General features: G+C 41.4%; 17 protein-coding genes. 14 read left to right on the top strand and 3 right to left on the bottom strand.

The annotated features are described in order from the left end of the window. The first annotated feature begins 28 nt into the window (after nt 1-28). The 11 genes from BJR36_RS01205 to BJR36_RS01155 all read left to right on the top strand — a co-directional run bounded on the left by BJR36_RS01205 (nt 29) and on the right by BJR36_RS01155 (nt 8,770). The gene (locus BJR36_RS01205) at nt 29-448 is read left to right on the top strand and encodes a twitching motility protein PilT (RefSeq protein ID WP_091228934.1); all 420 of its coding nucleotides are present in this window, start codon (nt 29-31) and stop codon (nt 446-448) included. Nucleotides 449-754: 306 nt separating this feature from the next. Further along, entirely contained in the window at nt 755-2,146 is a 1,392-nt protein-coding gene (locus tag BJR36_RS01200) for a biotin/lipoyl attachment domain-containing protein (RefSeq protein ID WP_091228932.1), read from the top strand. A 34-nt stretch (nt 2,147-2,180) separates the two neighbouring features. After that, complete coding sequence (locus BJR36_RS01195; RefSeq protein ID WP_091228929.1) at nt 2,181-2,876, top strand: YggS family pyridoxal phosphate-dependent enzyme; 696 nt, start codon at nt 2,181-2,183, stop codon at nt 2,874-2,876. 20 nt (nt 2,877-2,896) lie between these two features. After that, on the top strand, nt 2,897-3,415 hold the full coding sequence (locus BJR36_RS01190; protein WP_091228928.1) for a cell division protein SepF: 519 nt from the start codon (nt 2,897-2,899) through the stop codon (nt 3,413-3,415). A 17-nt stretch (nt 3,416-3,432) separates the two neighbouring features. Beyond that, a complete protein-coding gene (locus tag BJR36_RS01185) occupies nt 3,433-4,188 on the top strand; it encodes a YlmH/Sll1252 family protein (protein WP_091228926.1) in 756 nt (251 codons plus the stop codon). Nucleotides 4,189-4,211: 23 nt separating this feature from the next. Continuing rightward, the gene (gene aroB / locus BJR36_RS01180) at nt 4,212-5,312 is read left to right on the top strand and encodes a 3-dehydroquinate synthase (RefSeq protein ID WP_091228924.1); all 1,101 of its coding nucleotides are present in this window, start codon (nt 4,212-4,214) and stop codon (nt 5,310-5,312) included. 4 nt (nt 5,313-5,316) lie between these two features. After that, nucleotides 5,317-5,844, top strand: a complete 528-nt coding sequence (gene lspA / locus BJR36_RS01175) for a signal peptidase II (protein WP_091228921.1) — start codon at nt 5,317-5,319, stop codon at nt 5,842-5,844. A gap of 31 nt (nt 5,845-5,875) precedes the next feature. Then, entirely contained in the window at nt 5,876-6,784 is a 909-nt protein-coding gene (locus tag BJR36_RS01170; protein ID WP_091229890.1) for an RluA family pseudouridine synthase, read from the top strand. 100 nt (nt 6,785-6,884) lie between these two features. After that, nucleotides 6,885-7,544: a cytidylate kinase-like family protein gene (locus tag BJR36_RS01165; protein ID WP_091228919.1), complete on the top strand. Its 660-nt coding sequence runs from the start codon at nt 6,885-6,887 to the stop codon at nt 7,542-7,544. Nucleotides 7,545-7,689: 145 nt separating this feature from the next. After that, nucleotides 7,690-7,893, top strand: coding sequence for a YwbE family protein (locus BJR36_RS01160; RefSeq protein WP_091228917.1), 204 nt, complete (start codon nt 7,690-7,692; stop codon nt 7,891-7,893). 22 nt (nt 7,894-7,915) lie between these two features. Beyond that, entirely contained in the window at nt 7,916-8,770 is an 855-nt protein-coding gene (locus BJR36_RS01155; RefSeq protein ID WP_169823555.1) for an EcsC family protein, read from the top strand. Between the two features lie 419 nt (nt 8,771-9,189). Here BJR36_RS01155 and BJR36_RS01150 read toward each other — a convergent pair whose 3' ends face one another. Both BJR36_RS01150 and BJR36_RS01145 read right to left on the bottom strand, forming a co-directional pair. Continuing rightward, entirely contained in the window at nt 9,190-10,416 is a 1,227-nt protein-coding gene (locus BJR36_RS01150) for a reverse transcriptase domain-containing protein (protein ID WP_091228914.1), read from the bottom strand. A gap of 251 nt (nt 10,417-10,667) precedes the next feature. Beyond that, entirely contained in the window at nt 10,668-11,966 is a 1,299-nt protein-coding gene (locus tag BJR36_RS01145; RefSeq protein WP_091228913.1) for an AI-2E family transporter, read from the bottom strand. 334 nt (nt 11,967-12,300) lie between these two features. On the opposite strand from BJR36_RS01145, the gene BJR36_RS01140 reads away from it, so the two are divergent. The 3 genes from BJR36_RS01140 (at nt 12,301) to BJR36_RS01130 (ending at nt 15,464) form a co-directional block, all read left to right on the top strand. Then, the gene (locus BJR36_RS01140; protein WP_091228911.1) at nt 12,301-13,353 is read left to right on the top strand and encodes a tyrosine-type recombinase/integrase; all 1,053 of its coding nucleotides are present in this window, start codon (nt 12,301-12,303) and stop codon (nt 13,351-13,353) included. Between the two features lie 428 nt (nt 13,354-13,781). Then, on the top strand, nt 13,782-15,023 hold the full coding sequence (locus BJR36_RS01135; protein WP_091228909.1) for an ammonium transporter: 1,242 nt from the start codon (nt 13,782-13,784) through the stop codon (nt 15,021-15,023). 90 nt (nt 15,024-15,113) lie between these two features. Continuing rightward, nucleotides 15,114-15,464, top strand: coding sequence for a P-II family nitrogen regulator (locus BJR36_RS01130; RefSeq protein WP_091228906.1), 351 nt, complete (start codon nt 15,114-15,116; stop codon nt 15,462-15,464). A 156-nt stretch (nt 15,465-15,620) separates the two neighbouring features. On the opposite strand, the gene BJR36_RS01125 is transcribed toward BJR36_RS01130, so the two are convergent. After that, complete coding sequence (locus tag BJR36_RS01125; protein WP_091229886.1) at nt 15,621-16,997, bottom strand: UDP-N-acetylmuramoyl-tripeptide--D-alanyl-D-alanine ligase; 1,377 nt, start codon at nt 16,995-16,997, stop codon at nt 15,621-15,623. Nucleotides 16,998-17,040 lie beyond the last annotated feature (43 nt).

Raw genomic sequence — 17,040 nt, 5'->3', positions numbered from 1 at the left:
TTTTTTCAAGCCTAAGGAGGAGATCGACATGATACAGTTAATCGTAGGGAAAAAGGGAAAAGGAAAGACAAAACATTTAATTGACAGTGTAAACAAAGCCGTCGGTGATTGCAAGGGGAACATTGTATATCTTGACAAAAACATCAAGCATATGTATGAACTCAGCAATAAGATCCGACTGATCAATGTGACCGATTATCCAATCGACAATAGCGATGAATTCGTAGGTTTCATAACCGGAATCATGTCAGAAGATCACGATTTGGAACAGGTCTATCTCGATAGCTTCTTAAAAATAGCGCACCTGGAAGATAAAGATATTTCAAATGTATTGAAAAAATTAGAAAAACTCAGTGATCATTTCAACATCAAGTTTGTTTTAAGCATCTCGATGGATCAAGAAGAATTACCTGATTTCGCAAAATCACAAGTCTTATTAGCCTTGTAATATATATACACACAGTCTCTGGTAAACGGAGGCTGTGTTTTTTTGATATATCGGAAATTCCTTGAATTTCCGATATATCAAAAGCGCTCCGCGAGGAGGCGCATGACGCGCAAGAAGAATCAGTCGCAGAAGCGACTGCGCGTCAGTGCGAGAGTTTCGCAAGAGAAACTCTTTGTTATCTGCCAGGAAAGTTCGTTTGTCGGGTTTTGAGTAAATTTTTTGATTAGTTTAGAAAAAGCCTTTAAATTATTGTTAATAACCTTTATAATATAATGAATAATGCATACATGAATGGAGGCTGCAGTTTTGGCAACAAGAAATAGCAGGAAAGTTGCGAGGTATAGAAAACCTCATCAGATAAATATTGGAATTGTCATTTTTGGAGTAATTTTTATTTTTGTTCTCACCCGTGTCTTCATATATTTTACAACGGAACGTGTTTCAGCATATGAGGTCCAGTCAGGCACCATTGCAGTTGATAACAATTATAAAGGATTGATTCTTAGGGAAGAAACAGTCGAGTATGCCACGGATGCCGGGTATGTGAATCATTATATCAGAGAGGGTGAAAAGGCCGGTGTCGGTACTACAGTCTATACCGTCGATGAAAATGGAAAGGTAGCTGAAATCCTGAATGAGAACAGCGATGAGGCAACACTTTCGTCTGACAACCTTTCGGCAATACAGACTGAAATCAGGGATTTCAAGGCTGATTATGATGAGATGGATTTCGAAAGTGTCTATGATTTCAAATATGGAATTGATGGCACAATTCTTGAACAGATCAACGCAAATGTCCTTTTGAATATCGACAGCCTTTTGGCTGAAAAGGGGATTTCATCCGTTTTCAAAATTCATGCAGCTCCTGTCAGCGGAGTCGTCATTTATGCAGTAGACGGTCTGGAAGCAGTCACTGTGGATACATTTACAGCGGATATGGTAAGTGGAAATAACTATGAAAAAACCATGCTGCAGGCAGAAACGATTGTAAACCCGGGTGACCCGGCTTATAAGACGATCACCAGCGAAAACTGGTCCGTTATAATTGAACTGAGCAGGGAACGCGCGGAATTTCTTGCTGAAGAAGAGTATGTAGAAGTTGAGTTCCAGAAGGATAATACATCGGCATGGGCAGCTTTTTCCATAATCGAAAAGGATGGAACTGCCTATGGAAAACTCGATTTCACAAATTCTATGGTAAGATTTGCATCAGACAGATATATCGATGTAAAGCTGCTTTCTGATGATGCCTCAGGCCTTAAGATTCCGGTGACCTCCCTTGTAGAGAAGGAGTTCTACACAGTTCCTGAAGAATATTTCACAAAGGGCGGCAACGATAATGCAAAGGGTGTTATTGCAGAGACTTATGATGAAAACGGTAAAATGACGCAGAAGTTCATTGAAACGACAATTTACAGCACTGTCGAGGGTATGAATTATATAGATAAGAAGGATTTTGAACCGGGAAATTATCTTGTTAAACCGGAGTCTACCGAAAGATATCAGATTGGTCCTGTTGCGAGGCTTATGGGCGTCTATAATATCAATAAAGGCTTTGCTGTATTCAAACAGGTGAAAATCCTTAGCGAAAACGAAGAGTACTGCATTGTTGAAAAAAATACGGATTATGGTCTTTCGATTTATGATCACATAGTTCTCGACAGTTCTACTGTCAGGGAAAATGATATTGTAAATTAGCAAAGTGGGATTATAGGAAAGGAAATCAAGTAATATGATAAAAGAAAATTTGGCAGAAGTTGAAAAACGCATCCAGGCAGCCTGCGACAGAGCTGGCCGAAAAAGGGAAGAAGTAACCCTTATTGCGGTAAGCAAAACAAAACCAGTATCCATGATTGAAGAAGCGATGGATGCAGGCATCATAGAATTTGGCGAAAATAAGGTTCAGGAACTGTCTGAAAAGTACGATATACTTCCAGAGAACCTGAACTGGCATCTGATCGGGCATCTGCAGAGAAACAAGGTGAAGTATATCGTTGACAAGGTGAAAATGATACATTCTGTTGATTCGCTCCGTCTTGCGGAAACAATCAGCCAGGAGGCGCTTAAAAAGAATGTAGTGGTGTCTGTACTGATTGAAGTCAATGTTGCAGAAGAGGATACGAAGTACGGAGTGAAATGTGAAGAGGTCGAAAACCTGATTGAACAGATTGCGAAACTCGAAAATGTGAAAATTAAGGGGCTTATGACAATCGCGCCTTTTGTTGAAAATCCAGAACAGAACAGGCAGTATTTCAGGAAATTAAAACAATTATCTGTTGACATAAAAACTAAAAACAAGGATAATGTATCTATGAGCGAGCTTTCAATGGGCATGACAGGGGATTATGAAGTGGCTGTTGAAGAGGGAGCTACTATGATCAGGGTTGGGACTGGAATTTTCGGAGGACGAAATTATAATATTGTATAGCATAGATAGGAGAGTATGGAATGAGTATGTTTAATAAGTTTATGGATTTGATGAGGCTTAACGGGGATGAAGTTTATGATGACGATGATGATTTCATGGATGAACCGGCTACAAAAAGTTTTGTGAACAAAGCGAAAGCTGAAGATAAAAGTTATGACGATTATGGAAGGGATGACTTCAAAACAAAGGCAGCACAGTCTAAAAATGGTAAGATCACTCCAATTCGTCCATCAAGAAAACAGATAAATGGCATGGAAGTCTGCGTAATTAAGCCGGCAAATGTTGAAGATTCAAGAGAAATTACGGAAACTCTGCTGAGCGGCCGTACAGTTGTCCTTAATCTGGAAGGCATCGAAGTCGATGTTGCACAGAGAATCATAGATTTCACATCAGGTTCATGTTTCGCAATAAGCGGAAACCTTCAGAAAATTTCTAACTACATATTTATTATCACACCTTCTACAGTAGATATTTCTGGTGATTTTCAGAGCATTTTAAACGGCGCTTTTGATGTTCCGGCATTACAGACCGAATTCTAGCCGGACAGACTTAAATTATGACAAAAGAAGAACTTATATTGCAGAAAAAGCTGATCGATACGGCTTTTTCCGCATATTATAAAAACATTGTAACTTTTACGGATTTTCTGAATTTGAATGAACTAAAGATCTTACATAGCACACATAACGAGTTTCCCGCTGTAAGGTGGGAAACTTTTGGCGGTTATGGCCTTGCCGAGCGACAGATGGCAGCGTTTATACCGGAAGATCTTTATTATGAAATAGAATATCCGCTTATATGCGTTAAAGTGGAGCCTCTGAACAGGAAATTTTCAGATTCTCTTACCCACAGGGACTTCCTTGGAGCCGTTTTGAATCTTGGAATCGACAGGAGCAGGATCGGGGATATTGTCGTTAAGGACAACACCGGCTATATTATAGCCGCATGTTCCTTTGGCGGTTTCCTTGCGAATGAACTGGTTCGTGTAAAGCATACGAATGTCAGGACAACCATAGACTCCCTGGAGAACATCAGTTCAGCCCAGGAGTTTGATGAGATATGCGGATCTGTAGCCTCAGCCAGGATTGACAGCATAATGGCGCTTGCCTTTTCATCTTCCAGGAGCAGCATGTCTGTTCTGGCTGAAGATGGGAATGTATTCATCAACGGAAGGCAGAACCTCTCTAACAGCACTGTCCTGAAACCTGACGACATCGTATCAATACGTGGGAAGGGAAAATTCATTTTCAAAGAAGTCGTGTCCCAGACAAAAAAAGGACGCTATTTTATAAAAATCCTCAAATATGTATAAATTGGAAAGGAAACTAAACTATCATGTCAAAAATGCTTACAGTAAATTACAATAAAAAACCGATTTATAATATTATTATAGAAAACTCTTACGACCGCCTGGCAGAGGAGTTGAAGGCTTTGGGAGCAGAGAACAGGAAAATCTGCATCGTAACGGACAGCAATGCCGGAAGCCTCTACAGTCAGGAAGTTGCGGATGTTTTGAAAGGTATATCAGACCAGGTCGTCATATTCACTTTTGAAGCAGGTGAGGAAAACAAGACGCTTGATACAGTGCGCGGGCTTTACGAATTTCTGATCATGTCAAGGTTTGACCGGAAGGATATCCTTGTCGCCCTGGGCGGCGGTGTTACAGGTGATCTGACAGGCTTCGCTGCTGCGACTTATTTAAGGGGCATTGATTTCATCCAGCTTCCTACCACCTTGCTGTCCCAGGTCGACAGCAGCATCGGAGGCAAGACTGGGGTAGATTTCGACAGTTATAAGAACATGGTTGGCGCGTTTCATCAGCCACGACTTGTTTACATGAATATCAGCACCCTCAACACCCTGAACCCAAGGCAGTATTTTTCGGGAATGGGAGAAATCCTCAAGCATGGGCTGATCAAGGATGAGCATTACTTTGAATGGCTGATCGAAAATATGGTCGAGATATACGAAAAGGACCCTGAAATTCTTGAAGAAATGATTTACAGAAGCTGTGTCATCAAAGGCAGGGTTGTTGAAGAAGATCCAGAGGAAAAAGGCGAGCGGGCGCTTCTGAATTTTGGACATACAATTGGGCATGCCATAGAAAAATACATGGATTTTAAACTGCTTCATGGGGAATGCGTTGCGCTTGGTTCAGTGGCAGCTGCATATATTTCGTGGAAACGCGGTTATCTGAAAGAAGATGAATTTCTTGAAATCAGGGATATGTTCGTCGGTTTCCGGCTTCCTGTCAGTATGGAAAGCATCAGTCTTGATGAGATCATAAATACAGTTAAGCTTGATAAAAAGATGGACCGTGGCCAGATCAGATTCATACTCCTTAAATCAATCGGTAATGCCTTCATAGATAAGACTGTTACTGATGATGAATTGAGGGAAGCTACAGGATATCTGTGCAGAGAGATTGAGGATTAAGCAATTGAAGGCAAAGAATAAGAGTTTATTATATAACATAGTCGGAATAGCCGGATGTTTCCTGCTGATCGTGATTGATCAGCTTACAAAAATATTGGTAGTTGAAAATTTGAAAGACAGGGAACCATTCATACTCATAAAGGGGGTATTCGAGCTGCAGTACCTTGAGAACAGAGGGGCTGCTTTCGGAATCCTTGAGAACCAGAAGATTTTCTTTATTATCAGCGGTGTAATCATACTTGCAGGTATCGGATATGTCTATACCAGGATTCCGGATTCGAGGAAATACATGCCTCTGAGAATCGTAAGCATACTCATGGCTGCAGGCGCTGTCGGCAACATGATTGACAGAATACGGAATTCTTATGTAATCGACTTCCTATACTTCAAGCTGATTGATTTCCCTATTTTCAATGTGGCAGACTGCTATGTCACAATTGCCGCAGGGCTTCTGATGGTGCTTTTTCTTTTCATTTATAAGGAAAGCGATCTTGATTTTATTTCTTTAAAAAAGGATAGAAATGATGATTGATATGGCCGAAAGTATGATTGGAGTAAAACAGATGGAAAAATTTATTGTCCCTGCAGAATGTACAGGAGCAAGAATAGACAAGTATATATCAGAAATGGTCGAGAGCATTTCCCGTTCCCGCATTCAGGGCATATTGAAAAACGGAGGCGTGATGGTAAATGGATCCACGGTCAAAGCGAACTATAAGGTTTCAGCTGGCGACGTCATTGAATTTCAGATACCTGAAGACCGCGAACCGGATATCGAACCGGAAAATATACCTCTCGATATCATTTATGAAGATGAGGATGTGCTGGTTGTGAACAAGCCAAAGGGAATGGTCGTCCATCCTTCAGCGGGCCACTATTCAGGAACGCTGGTAAATGCCATCATGTACCACTGTAAGGACAGTCTTTCAGGCATCAACGGCGTGCTCCGGCCTGGAATCGTCCACCGCATTGACATGGATACTACAGGGCTTCTTGTAGTATGTAAAAACGATGCCGCACACAATTTTATTGCCGAGCAGCTGAGCGTACATTCCATTACGAGGAAATACCGGGCCATTGTCTATCATGGCATGAAAGAAGAGAGCGGTACAGTAGATGCCCCTATTGGCAGGCATCCTGTAGACAGAAAAAAGATGGCAGTCAACCACAAGAATGGAAAGCCGGCTGTTACCCATTATAAGGTTCTTGAAAAAATAGGCTCTTTCACCTACATTGAGTGCCAGCTGGAGACGGGCAGAACCCATCAGATCCGCGTACATATGGCTAGCATTAATCATCCCCTTCTGGGAGATGCCGTATATGGTCCCAGGGATAGCAGCTATCATCTGCAGGGACAGGTACTGCACGCAATGACTCTTGGATTTATACATCCGAGGACCGGGCAGTACATGGAATTTGAGGCTCCGCTGCCTGAATATTTTGAAAAACTGTTAAATAAGCTGCGCGGATGATCGACATGCACACAGCAACTGTACTTTTTTTGAAAAATGTATTATAATGACACATAGACAACTAGATATTAAGGCATTTCATAAAAGAGGAGTGAATTATATGAAAACAAGTACGATAATTACAATTGCGAGAGAATTCGGGAGCGGCGGCAAGGAAACAGGACAGCTTCTGGCAGAAGATTATGGTATTAAATGTTATGATAAGGAACTGCTTTCAATTGCAGCCAAAGAAAGCGGTCTGGCTCCTGAATTGTTTGAGAACCACGATGAGAAGCCGACAAGCAGTTTTTTGTATTCGCTGGTAATGGATACATACTCACTTGGATATGGCTCATCAGCATATGTCGACATGCCTATCAACCATAAAGTTTTTCTTGCACAGTTTGAAGCAATCAAAAAGATAGCGACCGAGGGCCCCTGTGTCATCGTCGGAAGATGTGCCGACTACGCGCTTGCAGATTTTCCAAACTGTGTGAATATCTTCATTCATGCAGATCTGCCAGCAAGAATCGAAAGAATCGCCAAGCTCTATGATCTTTCAGAGGACAAAGCGAAGGATCTGATCAAGAAGACGGATAAGAACAGGGAAAGCTACCATAACTATTATTCGAACAAAAAATGGGGCGAAGCTGGGGAATATGATCTTACAATAAACACAACAACCGTGGGCATTTCAGGTGCAGTTAAAATCATTGAAGAGCTGGTAAGGCTGAAAGAAGAAATGCCGGTAAAGGAAGAAACTGAAAAAAACGCCGAATAAAGGTAATCACTCCAAAAAAACAGGAACTGTATTCATAGCCAGACGGGTGAATACAGTTCCTTGCATTTTGTATTCGTGCGAAGAGCAAACATTCGAAAAAAATAGAAAAATATAGGAAACTGCAGGACACGGAAAGGATTAGAAGATGAACGGACAAAACAGAGATAATATTAAAATAGGCGCAGAGGTCGATATAGTCCTGAAGAAGGACCAGCGTACCGGAACGCTTACAAGGGGCCATGTAAAAAGGATTCTGACAAACAGCAAATTTCATCCCCACGGGATTAAGGTGATGCTCGTTGAGAACGATATGGTGGGAAGGGTACAGAATATAATCGGGCACTGTTAAGAAAATCATAGGAGAAAATGAAATGAAAACATCCGAAAAAGTACAGGAACGAAACAGTGAAAGAGAAGATCGTAGAAGGAGCCGCATCCTTGAAAGACAGCTGAGGGATATTGAAAAACAGGAGCAGAAGATACTGAATCAAAAAGAAAATGCCTTTGTGAAATCAAAGATAAGCCCCGTTATGGATAAACTCCAGAATATGGTGCCACCCAAACTGAAGAGTGCTTTAAACACTGCATTCTTCAAAGGGTTTCATCTGGTTTTTGAAAAAGGAAATGATTATATAGAAAAGACATATGATAAGGACAGAATCAGGGCGGAATTCGATATGAGCAATTATGCCGTCGACAGAGCAATGAAGCGAAAACATATCAGAAAGCTGGACAGGCAGTCGGGCCAGACGAAAACCTTAAACGCTTCCATTTCAGCCCTTGAGGGAGGTGTTCTCGGCCTGTTGGGCATCGGCCTTCCGGATATACCGCTGTTTATCGCCGTCATTCTGAGAACTGTCAATGAGATAGCCTTATCCTATGGATACCAGTATGAAACAGATCAGGAGAAGGCATATATGCTGTATCTGATAGGTGGAGCCATGTCAAAAGACGACACACAGAAGGAATTTGACAGAAAAGTCGAAATGACAGGTGAAATGATCGATAAAGGCGGCCGTATTCCAATCGATCTGGAAGAAATCATAAGAGAGACTTCCGATGCGCTTTCAGACGCCCTCCTGACTGCAAAATTCGTCCAGGGGCTGCCTTTGATTGGTGTTGTTGGCGGAGTCATAAATCCGGCGGTCATCAACAAAATAGGAAGATATGCCGGAATAAAATACAAAAAGAGGTATCTGCTTGGAAAGACAGTGGATCAGAAGTAAAAGCTTCGTATATAAGATGCATAAATTGCATTTGGGTCTGGTTTATCAAACGGGCATGATTCGTAAAATATGGCCTTGTAAAGCTGTAATAGTAACTATTCCAACTATTCGCAAAACACAACTTTAACGAAAAGTTGACGCATTTTCCTTGTGGGCTCCAGTACAAATCGTTTCTGAGGCGTTTACGGTTCATTTGAGCGGCCCAGCCCCGGGCAGCCTGGTTTATCTTGTGCATGCTCTCTTGATACCGCTAACAAAAATGAAACTGTTGCAAAGGATATCTTTCAACAGTTTCTTTTTGCAGTCAATGGGATGTCTCAAGCACACTGCAGTTGTATCAGTGTTCCGATTAACATAATCTTATTATGGTAAACCACCTGTGCTAAGCAATCCATATATTCCTGTCAACGAACAAATCATCACTCATCAAAATCCGCTGACCAGTCTTTGCTGATGAACCTGTAATATTCATTTACCAGATTCCTGTATCCAAATTGCTTCAGCATCTCATAAGTTATCCTGTAATTGCCTTTGTTGTGCTTCCCAGTGGCAATATATCTCATGTTTTGCTGCATATAGGCATCGATCTCTTTTAAGCCCTTATCGACAGTCAGCAGAGGGAAAAACCATCTTGCCCAGGTCAGTTCATTGGATTTTGAATTACAGTAGAACTTTCTGTTGAAGCTTTCTGCAAATCTGTTCAGTGCAGTTTCGTCAGAAATGTTCTCCCTTACCTTCCATCTCCGAATGCTCCTCGCTTTTCTTCTGATCTTGCCTTTGATTTTAGTTAATGAAACCTGGGATACGTCAATTTCATGGTTATGAAATTCGACTCCCAGAAAATCCCATTCCTGGTAGGGTTTGATCAGATATTCTTTGTCTTTATTGATTGTCAGCTTAAGTTTTTCCAGCGTATCCAGGATATATTGGCGGTAGAGCTGTAAGGTATCTTCATTTTCAGCGAAAACAATGATATCATCTGAATACCTGGCGTATGCAGCTCCCAGTTCTTCAAAATGCCTGTCCATTTCACTTAGATATATATTTGCAAAAAATGGAGATATGGGAATTCCAGCCATTGCTCCGCGCTTCTCCGTTATGAGCTGATTGTTAAAATATGCTTTATCAGCAGTGAGCAGGCAGTCCAGGAATGCATAAAGGGGTTCATCATCGTCTATGGCATCCTGAAGCATCGTTAATAAGAGTTCTGTGTCAATGCTGTTGAAATAATTATGCACGTCGAGCTTATACCCATACATGCATTGTATGTTCTTTATATTTGAAAGCCTTCTGATTGCTTTTTTTGCCCCGATATCTTTTCTGAATGAATAGCATCTGGAAGACATTTTAGAATCGTATTTATATAGTCTGTATGCAAGAAATTTCAGGATCATACTTTCTTCATCGCCGAATGAATATACCACACGTTTCTTACCAGTACCTACCTTGTTGATCAGGCTCTTTGTGGGATAATCAAATCGGTATACGCCTTCTGACAGACTTTTGCCGTAGCTTCGAAACATCCTGCCAGCAATAAACAGGCTCAGAGAGGCGTCTTCGCGGCTGTTCAGATGTCCGCGCTCCATTTTATATCTGTAGAATTCATTCCACAACTCTTCGTCCTGTAATTCCAGAAAAAATTCCATACTCTCATCTCCTGCTTTTTCAAGAACAAAGTAAAAGGAAGAGAAAATCCTTTGAAGGCGTAGCCACCAGACTGAACATATGCCTGTCACCTGCAAAACATGTTTGGCATATGCTTCGTCCAACCGCAGGTACAAATGAATTGTATTCTCTTCCTTATCATTATTGTAGTATTGCAGACTCCCATTGTCAATTTATTAAACGAATTTACCAAGGCAAACCTTCCATAGAAGTATCACAGAGGCAGACCTGATCATTCCTTTTTCTCTTCCTGGTCCGTTTCAATCTCCTTTTTCGCAGAGCCTGGGGCTTCTGATCTGATAAACTCATGGGTAATAGTATCGATTCTTTCCAAATCCAAATAACTGGCGGTGTCTTCTGGAAACCGTCTCGATTTTAGGGCTTTATCAACCATCAGCCTGACAAAGGCATAAATGACGGCAAAAACAGGGACCCCTATAAACATTCCCGGTATTCCGAATATGCCGCCGCCTATTAGAATTGCAAATACGACCCAGAAGCTTGATAATCCTGTTGAATCGCCGAGTATTTTGGGTGCGATTATGTTCCCGTCAACAAGCTGCATCAGAACGATAAATATGATGAAGTACAGGCATTTGACCGGATCCACCATCAATATGAGGAATGCGCTTGGAATGCCGCCGATATATGGTCCAAAGAACGGGATGATATTCGTGCAGCCTATGATAACGCTGATCAGTACGCCGTAAGGGATGTCGAGAATAGATGTTACGATGAAGCATATGATCCCGACTATGGTTGAATCCGTGAGGGCTCCGCTGATATATCTGATGAAGGTCCTGTTGACGAACCGCATGCTGTTGATGAAATCATTTGCCTTATGCGGTTCCATTGCTGCATATAGGATCTTCTTAGCCTGAGCAGCGAAAGTCTCCTTGCTGCTCATGACATATATTGAAATAATGATTCCGATCACCATATTTTTCAGTACATTGACGAAATCCATGAATCCCGTAGAAATCTGAACAAGCGCGGTGTTGATTTTTGGAAGCAGATCACCGTTTAACCATGACTGGAAGTAGTCGGAAGCGTTTGTGATCATTGCAGAGGTACTGTTTTCCAGTATTGAATTTCCTGCCACAACATTGGAAAACCATTCCTGAAAATTCTTATAGTATCCCGGAAACCCTTGTATAATCGTTTGTATGCTCTTTATGAGCTGTGGAATCAGCAGATTAAGAAGACCATATATGATGAGCAGCATTGCCAGCAGTGTTAGTACGATGCTGATGCTTCTCACTCGTTTTTCGAAATTGCTGCTCCTGTTGATTTTGAGTCTTTTTGCCAGCCTGAAAAAGACCTTATTTTCCAGAAAAGTCACAACAGGGGTTAGTATATATCCTATGATCAGGCCGTAAATAATTGGCATCAGTATGCCGACTAAACCACTCAATCCATTCCCAAGAACTTTAATATGAAAGATCCCGTAATAGAAAAGTATGCTTAAGGCTATTACGATAAAAGATGTGACACCCCAGTATAAGTATTTTTTGTCCCAATGGTATTTCATTTGATTGCTGCACCGGCGTCCTGTCAGAATAGTACCGGTACTCTCCTTTCGCTGTTATTGTATGATATTAGAAACTTTGCTAAAGTGCGTCGAAGGCAATAGGAAAATCAGAACACCAATTTTTCATTAGAATGTTTCGAAAAATTGTGATCACCTTTTTACAATAATAAATTATAACACAGATTGACTGTCTTGTTTTATGATTTGAACAAAATTTTCCATTTATTAAAAAACAAGCATGTGATTCCATTAAATTGCTGATAGATCCAGGATTTTTTGTTATAATAAATAGAGTAAGGATTAAAAATACGATTAAGAAATAAGGAATAATGCCATGAAAGAACATACATACGATGAACAGGTAAATATTGATAATGCCCTTAAACTTCGGGAAATCATCGCCACTCTTCCCAAATTCTGCGGGGAATTTTTCCGCGGCATCGAACCGACTACGTCATCCAGAACACGTATTGCATATGCTTATGATCTTCGGGTCTTCTTTGAATTCCTGCATGAGAACAATCCGGTATTCAATAAAATGGAAATAGTAAGCTATCCTCTTGAGCTCCTTGACCAGATCAAACCCATGGATATCGAGGAATATCTTGATTATCTAAAGTATTACGTCAAGGACGGTAATGAGCATGTAAACAGGGAACGCGGTAAAATGCGTAAGCTTGCTTCCCTGCGTTCTTTTTATAATTACTATTACCGTAAGGAAATGATCGAGAAGAATCCTGCATCCCTTGTGAAAACGCCGAAAGTCCACGAAAAGAACATAGTACGTCTGGATATTGATGAGATTGCGATTATGCTTGATGAGGCTGAGCAGGGAGAAAAGCTTACTAAGGGACAGCAGAAATTCCATGGCAAAACGAAAACACGCGATATGGCGATACTGACTGTACTATTAGGAACCGGCATTCGTGTATCAGAATGTGTGGGCCTTGATATTGATGACATTGATTTCAAGAACAACGGAATGAAGATCAAACGAAAAGGCGGCAAGGAAGTCATCTTATACTTCGGAGATGAAGTTGAGGAGGCCCTGAGAGAATACCTTGAGACCCGGAACAGCATGATCGCCGAAACAGGAAGCCAGAATGCTCTCTTTCTTTCATTGCAGAAAAAAAGAATCAATGTCCGTTCGGTCGAAAACCTTGTAAAGAAATATTCTAAGCTGGCAACACAGCTTAAAAATATAACCCCTCATAAGCTGCGGAGTACCTACGGAACAAATCTCTACAGGGAAACAGGCGACATCTATCTGGTGGCTGATGTACTCGGCCATGCAGACGTAAATACGACCAAAAAGCATTATGCGGCTATTGAGGACGACCGGAGGCGAAGCGCTGCGAATCTTGTGAGACTCCGGGAAAAGAATTAGCCAAACTATAACATTCTTCGTTTTTTCAATATCAGTATTGCGCAGCTACAGAGTAACAGGATCATTACGCATATGATTCCGAAGGGCGTATCAGCGAGTGGCGTCCCTTTTCCGCTTTCAATTTTTATTCGGCAACAAATAAATTTGCAGAAATAAATCATAAAAATCTATTGCTGTTTCTTGAAAATGCATTTATACTATAAGAAAATCAAATATATTCTAGTTGAAACAATTCAATTTTAGAAAGACAAAGGCGTCTGTAGTAATGGAAATTAAATATTCTATTATCTGCAGGCGCTTTATCATGTCATACAAGACAAAGACGTCTGAAATAATGGAAATTATATGTTCTATTACGATCAGGCGCCTTTGTCTTTATTTGAATTTTTAAATGTACTATTTATCAATTATTTGAAGGAGGATTAGTTATGAAAGGATTAAACGGAGCTGATATGGCGTTTGTAATCTTTGCCGCATCTTTGGTCATGTTGATGATACCAGGTCTTGCGTTGTTTTATGGAGGGATGGTGCGAAGCAAAAATGTATTGAGTACGACACTCCATAGCTATGCCGCTCTTGCTGTCATATCGATTCAATGGATATTTATAGGATACACGCTTGCTTTCGGGCCAGATAAAAACGGACTGATAGGCGGGCTCGATTTTGCTTTTCTTCGTAATATCGGGGAGCTTCCGAATGCAGACTATTCGACGACAATACCGCAGCTGCTGTTTGTCATATTCCAGATGATGTTTGCTGTTATTACGGCAGCTGTCATTTCCGGCGGATTTGCAGAACGAATGAGATTTCCTGCTTTCCTGCTCTTCATACTTCTATGGAGCACATTCGTATATGATCCTATAGCCCATTGGGTCTGGGGTGGTGCAGGTGAAAATGCCGGATGGTTAAAAAAACTTGGGGTTCTGGATTTCGCAGGCGGGTTTGTTGTAGAGATCAATTCAGGTATATCGGGTCTTGTTGCGGCGATCATGTTAGGTAAGCGAAAAAAGATGAGGCCGGAACCACATCATCTGCCTATGGCAATCCTTGGCGGTGGAATCCTATGGTTCGGCTGGTTCGGATTCAATGCAGGCAGTGCTCTTGCAGTCAACGGTGTAGCAGTCAATGCGTTCCTGACTACAAATACTTCAGCAGCTGCAGGTGCAATCTCCTTTGTAATATGTGAATGGCTCATCAATAAAAAACCTACTGCTCTTGGTACAATAAGTGGTGCTATCGCAGGACTTGTTGCCATAACCCAGGGTGCCGGATATGTGACACCTATGTCTGCGTTTATAATCGGTCTCATTGGCGGGGCTGCAAGCTTCTTCGCAATTGTTTTCCTTAAGGCAAAACTTGGCTACGATGACGCTCTGGATGCATTCGGCTGTCATGGTGTCGGAGGTATCTGGGGTGCTATAGCAACTGCCCTTTTTGCTACGAAATCAGTAAATCCTGCTGGAGCCGACGGCCTGTTTTACGGCAGCGCGGAACTGCTTAAATCCCACATGATAGCAGTCGTTGTAATTGTCTTTTATGCTGCAGTGGCAACTTTTGTTATCCTGAAGGTTATCGGAAAATTAACCAGATTGAGAATCAACAAAGAAGAAGAAACCGAAGGATTGGATGTTGCATTACACGGTGAAAATGCCTACAACATTTTCCACTAAATGGCAGACGTCAGATGATTTTTATTATCAGATGAATAATTGACAAGCACAGGATATATGATATAATTATCCAAAAGTGAGGAGGATTTTATGAGCGATAAAATAACAAAAGTTGACATTCTTACATCAGAAAGCAAACTGGAAGATCTGATGGATGCACTGAATAAAATTGATATTACAGGAATGACGGTTTCGAGTGTTTTAGGATGCGGTGTTCAGAAAGGCCACAAAGAATATTATAGAGGCACTGCAGTCGATATCAAGCTTCTTCCTAAAGTAAAGATTGAAATCGTAATTGCCAATGTACCACTGGAAAAAGTTCTTGAAACTGCAAAAGCGGTTCTTCATACAGGCCAGATTGGCGATGGAAAAATATTTGTTTATGATGTTGAGAACGTTATAAGAATAAGCGACGGAGCCGAAGGAAAAGCTGCTCTGTAAATCTCATTAAAATAAAAGAGTAAGCTTTGGATTTGGTATTGATTTTAAGAGAAGCCGTTCACATTCATTAGTTTTAATGGATGTGAACGGCTTCTCATCGTATAGCTGAGTCCTGCTTTGGGCAAGCGGCATTAGCTTTGCCCTGACGCATCTGTGTTACGCCCTGACAGTCTTTAATTTTGATACGATCTCGTCAAATCCCATTGCATGGGATGCCTTTACGAGTATAGTATCTCCTGCTTTTATAAGGCTCTCCAGTTGTTCAAGCATCGTGTCCTTGCTGATGAATTCCAGAACCTCACAGAGGCTGCTCTTGTCCCTTAATGCCTTAGCAATGTTAGATGCAAGCTTTCCAACGCAGATAACGAGATCGATCTCTTTATCCGCTACATGAAGGCCTACGCTGTAGTGAAGGCTGGCTTCATCCTTCCCAAGTTCGAACATATCGCCAAGTACGGCGATTTTCCTGCCTTCAGCATGGCTAAGCACGTCGATCGCTCCTTTCATAGAAACAGGATTCGCATTGTAGCAATCGTCTATGATTGTAATAAATTCCGTTTTAATCAGATTTGTTCTTCCGCTTGCTGAATTCACTGCATGAATTCCGTATCTTATCTGCTCGTCGCTGAGCCCCAGCAATTTACCGGCTGCAAAGGCTGTTAGCGCATTATCAACCATGAAGAGTCCGGGAATGGGAATATGCACGTCAATGCTGGATTCCTTGAAATGAATAGAACATTTTGTGCCATCAAGTCCGAGATTTTCAATGTTGTCTGCATATACTCCTTCCTGTTTCTGTTTGCTGAAGAATATCGGAACAACACCATTCACTTCGGAAATTGCGCTGAGCAGGTCATCATCTCCGTTAAGGATTATTTTGCCGTCAGGTGTAAGAAAATCAAAAATTTCAGATTTTGCCTTGAGTATGCCTTCACGGCTCTTCAGATTTTCCAGGTGGCAGAATCCGATATTGGTTATGATACATATATCAGGTTTTGCAACTTTTGCCAAGCGGTGCATCTCGCCGAAATCACTGATTCCCATCTCAACAACGGCAATATCATGTTCATCTGTAATATTGAAAATCGTGAGAGGAAGCCCAATTTCGTTATTGAAATTGCCTTCCGTTTTAAGCACGCTGTATTTCTGGCTGAGTACGGAAGCTACCATTTCCTTGGTGCTGGTCTTCCCGACGCTGCCTGCAATGCCTACCACTTTTATATCAAGTACGCTTCTGTAGTACTCTGCAAGATCTTTTAAGGCCTGCGCACACGATTCTACAAGGATAAATGGATTCGCTGACTCATCGAGCGGATGTTCGGTGAGGGTGCATGCTGCCTTGTTTTCGAACACATTTGGGATAAAAGCATGCCCGTCAACCTTTTCGCCCTTTATCGGGACGAAAAGAAAATTCTCTCCGACCTTTCTGCTGTCTATTGCTATGCCGGAAACGCAAGTCTCCTTTTTGTTTTCAGGTCCGTAGTACTTACCGTTACAGGCATTTGCAATGTTTGACAATGTCATGTTCTTCATATATCTCATACTTCTCATACCTCTTATCATTTATTTTGTGACT

The sequence above is a fragment of the Anaerobium acetethylicum genome (genome assembly GCF_900096945.1).
GTDB classification, from domain to species: domain Bacteria; phylum Bacillota; class Clostridia; order Lachnospirales; family Lachnospiraceae; genus Anaerobium; species Anaerobium acetethylicum.
Note: the sequence above shows the minus strand (reverse complement) of the source record. Positions and strands in the feature narration are given on the sequence as shown.

Bases quoted from the DNA above. Each gene is read 5' to 3' on its own strand.
- BJR36_RS01205 (WP_091228934.1), top strand. From the start codon at position 29: ATGATACAGTTAATCGTAGGGAAAAAGGGAAAAGGAAAGACAAAACAT.
- BJR36_RS01195 (WP_091228929.1), top strand. From the start codon at position 2,181: ATGATAAAAGAAAATTTGGCAGAAGTTGAAAAACGCATCCAGGCAGCC.
- BJR36_RS01190 (WP_091228928.1), top strand. From the start codon at position 2,897: ATGAGTATGTTTAATAAGTTTATGGATTTGATGAGGCTTAACGGGGAT.
- BJR36_RS01185 (WP_091228926.1), top strand. From the start codon at position 3,433: ATGACAAAAGAAGAACTTATATTGCAGAAAAAGCTGATCGATACGGCT.
- aroB (WP_091228924.1), top strand. From the start codon at position 4,212: ATGTCAAAAATGCTTACAGTAAATTACAATAAAAAACCGATTTATAAT.
- BJR36_RS01170 (WP_091229890.1), top strand. From the start codon at position 5,876: ATGGAAAAATTTATTGTCCCTGCAGAATGTACAGGAGCAAGAATAGAC.
- BJR36_RS01165 (WP_091228919.1), top strand. From the start codon at position 6,885: ATGAAAACAAGTACGATAATTACAATTGCGAGAGAATTCGGGAGCGGC.
- BJR36_RS01160 (WP_091228917.1), top strand. From the start codon at position 7,690: ATGAACGGACAAAACAGAGATAATATTAAAATAGGCGCAGAGGTCGAT.
- BJR36_RS01155 (WP_169823555.1), top strand. From the start codon at position 7,916: ATGAAAACATCCGAAAAAGTACAGGAACGAAACAGTGAAAGAGAAGAT.
- BJR36_RS01150 (WP_091228914.1), bottom strand. From the start codon at position 10,416: ATGGAATTTTTTCTGGAATTACAGGACGAAGAGTTGTGGAATGAATTC.
- BJR36_RS01145 (WP_091228913.1), bottom strand. From the start codon at position 11,966: ATGAAATACCATTGGGACAAAAAATACTTATACTGGGGTGTCACATCT.
- BJR36_RS01140 (WP_091228911.1), top strand. From the start codon at position 12,301: ATGAAAGAACATACATACGATGAACAGGTAAATATTGATAATGCCCTT.
- BJR36_RS01135 (WP_091228909.1), top strand. From the start codon at position 13,782: ATGAAAGGATTAAACGGAGCTGATATGGCGTTTGTAATCTTTGCCGCA.
- BJR36_RS01130 (WP_091228906.1), top strand. From the start codon at position 15,114: ATGAGCGATAAAATAACAAAAGTTGACATTCTTACATCAGAAAGCAAA.
- BJR36_RS01125 (WP_091229886.1), bottom strand. From the start codon at position 16,997: ATGAAGAACATGACATTGTCAAACATTGCAAATGCCTGTAACGGTAAG.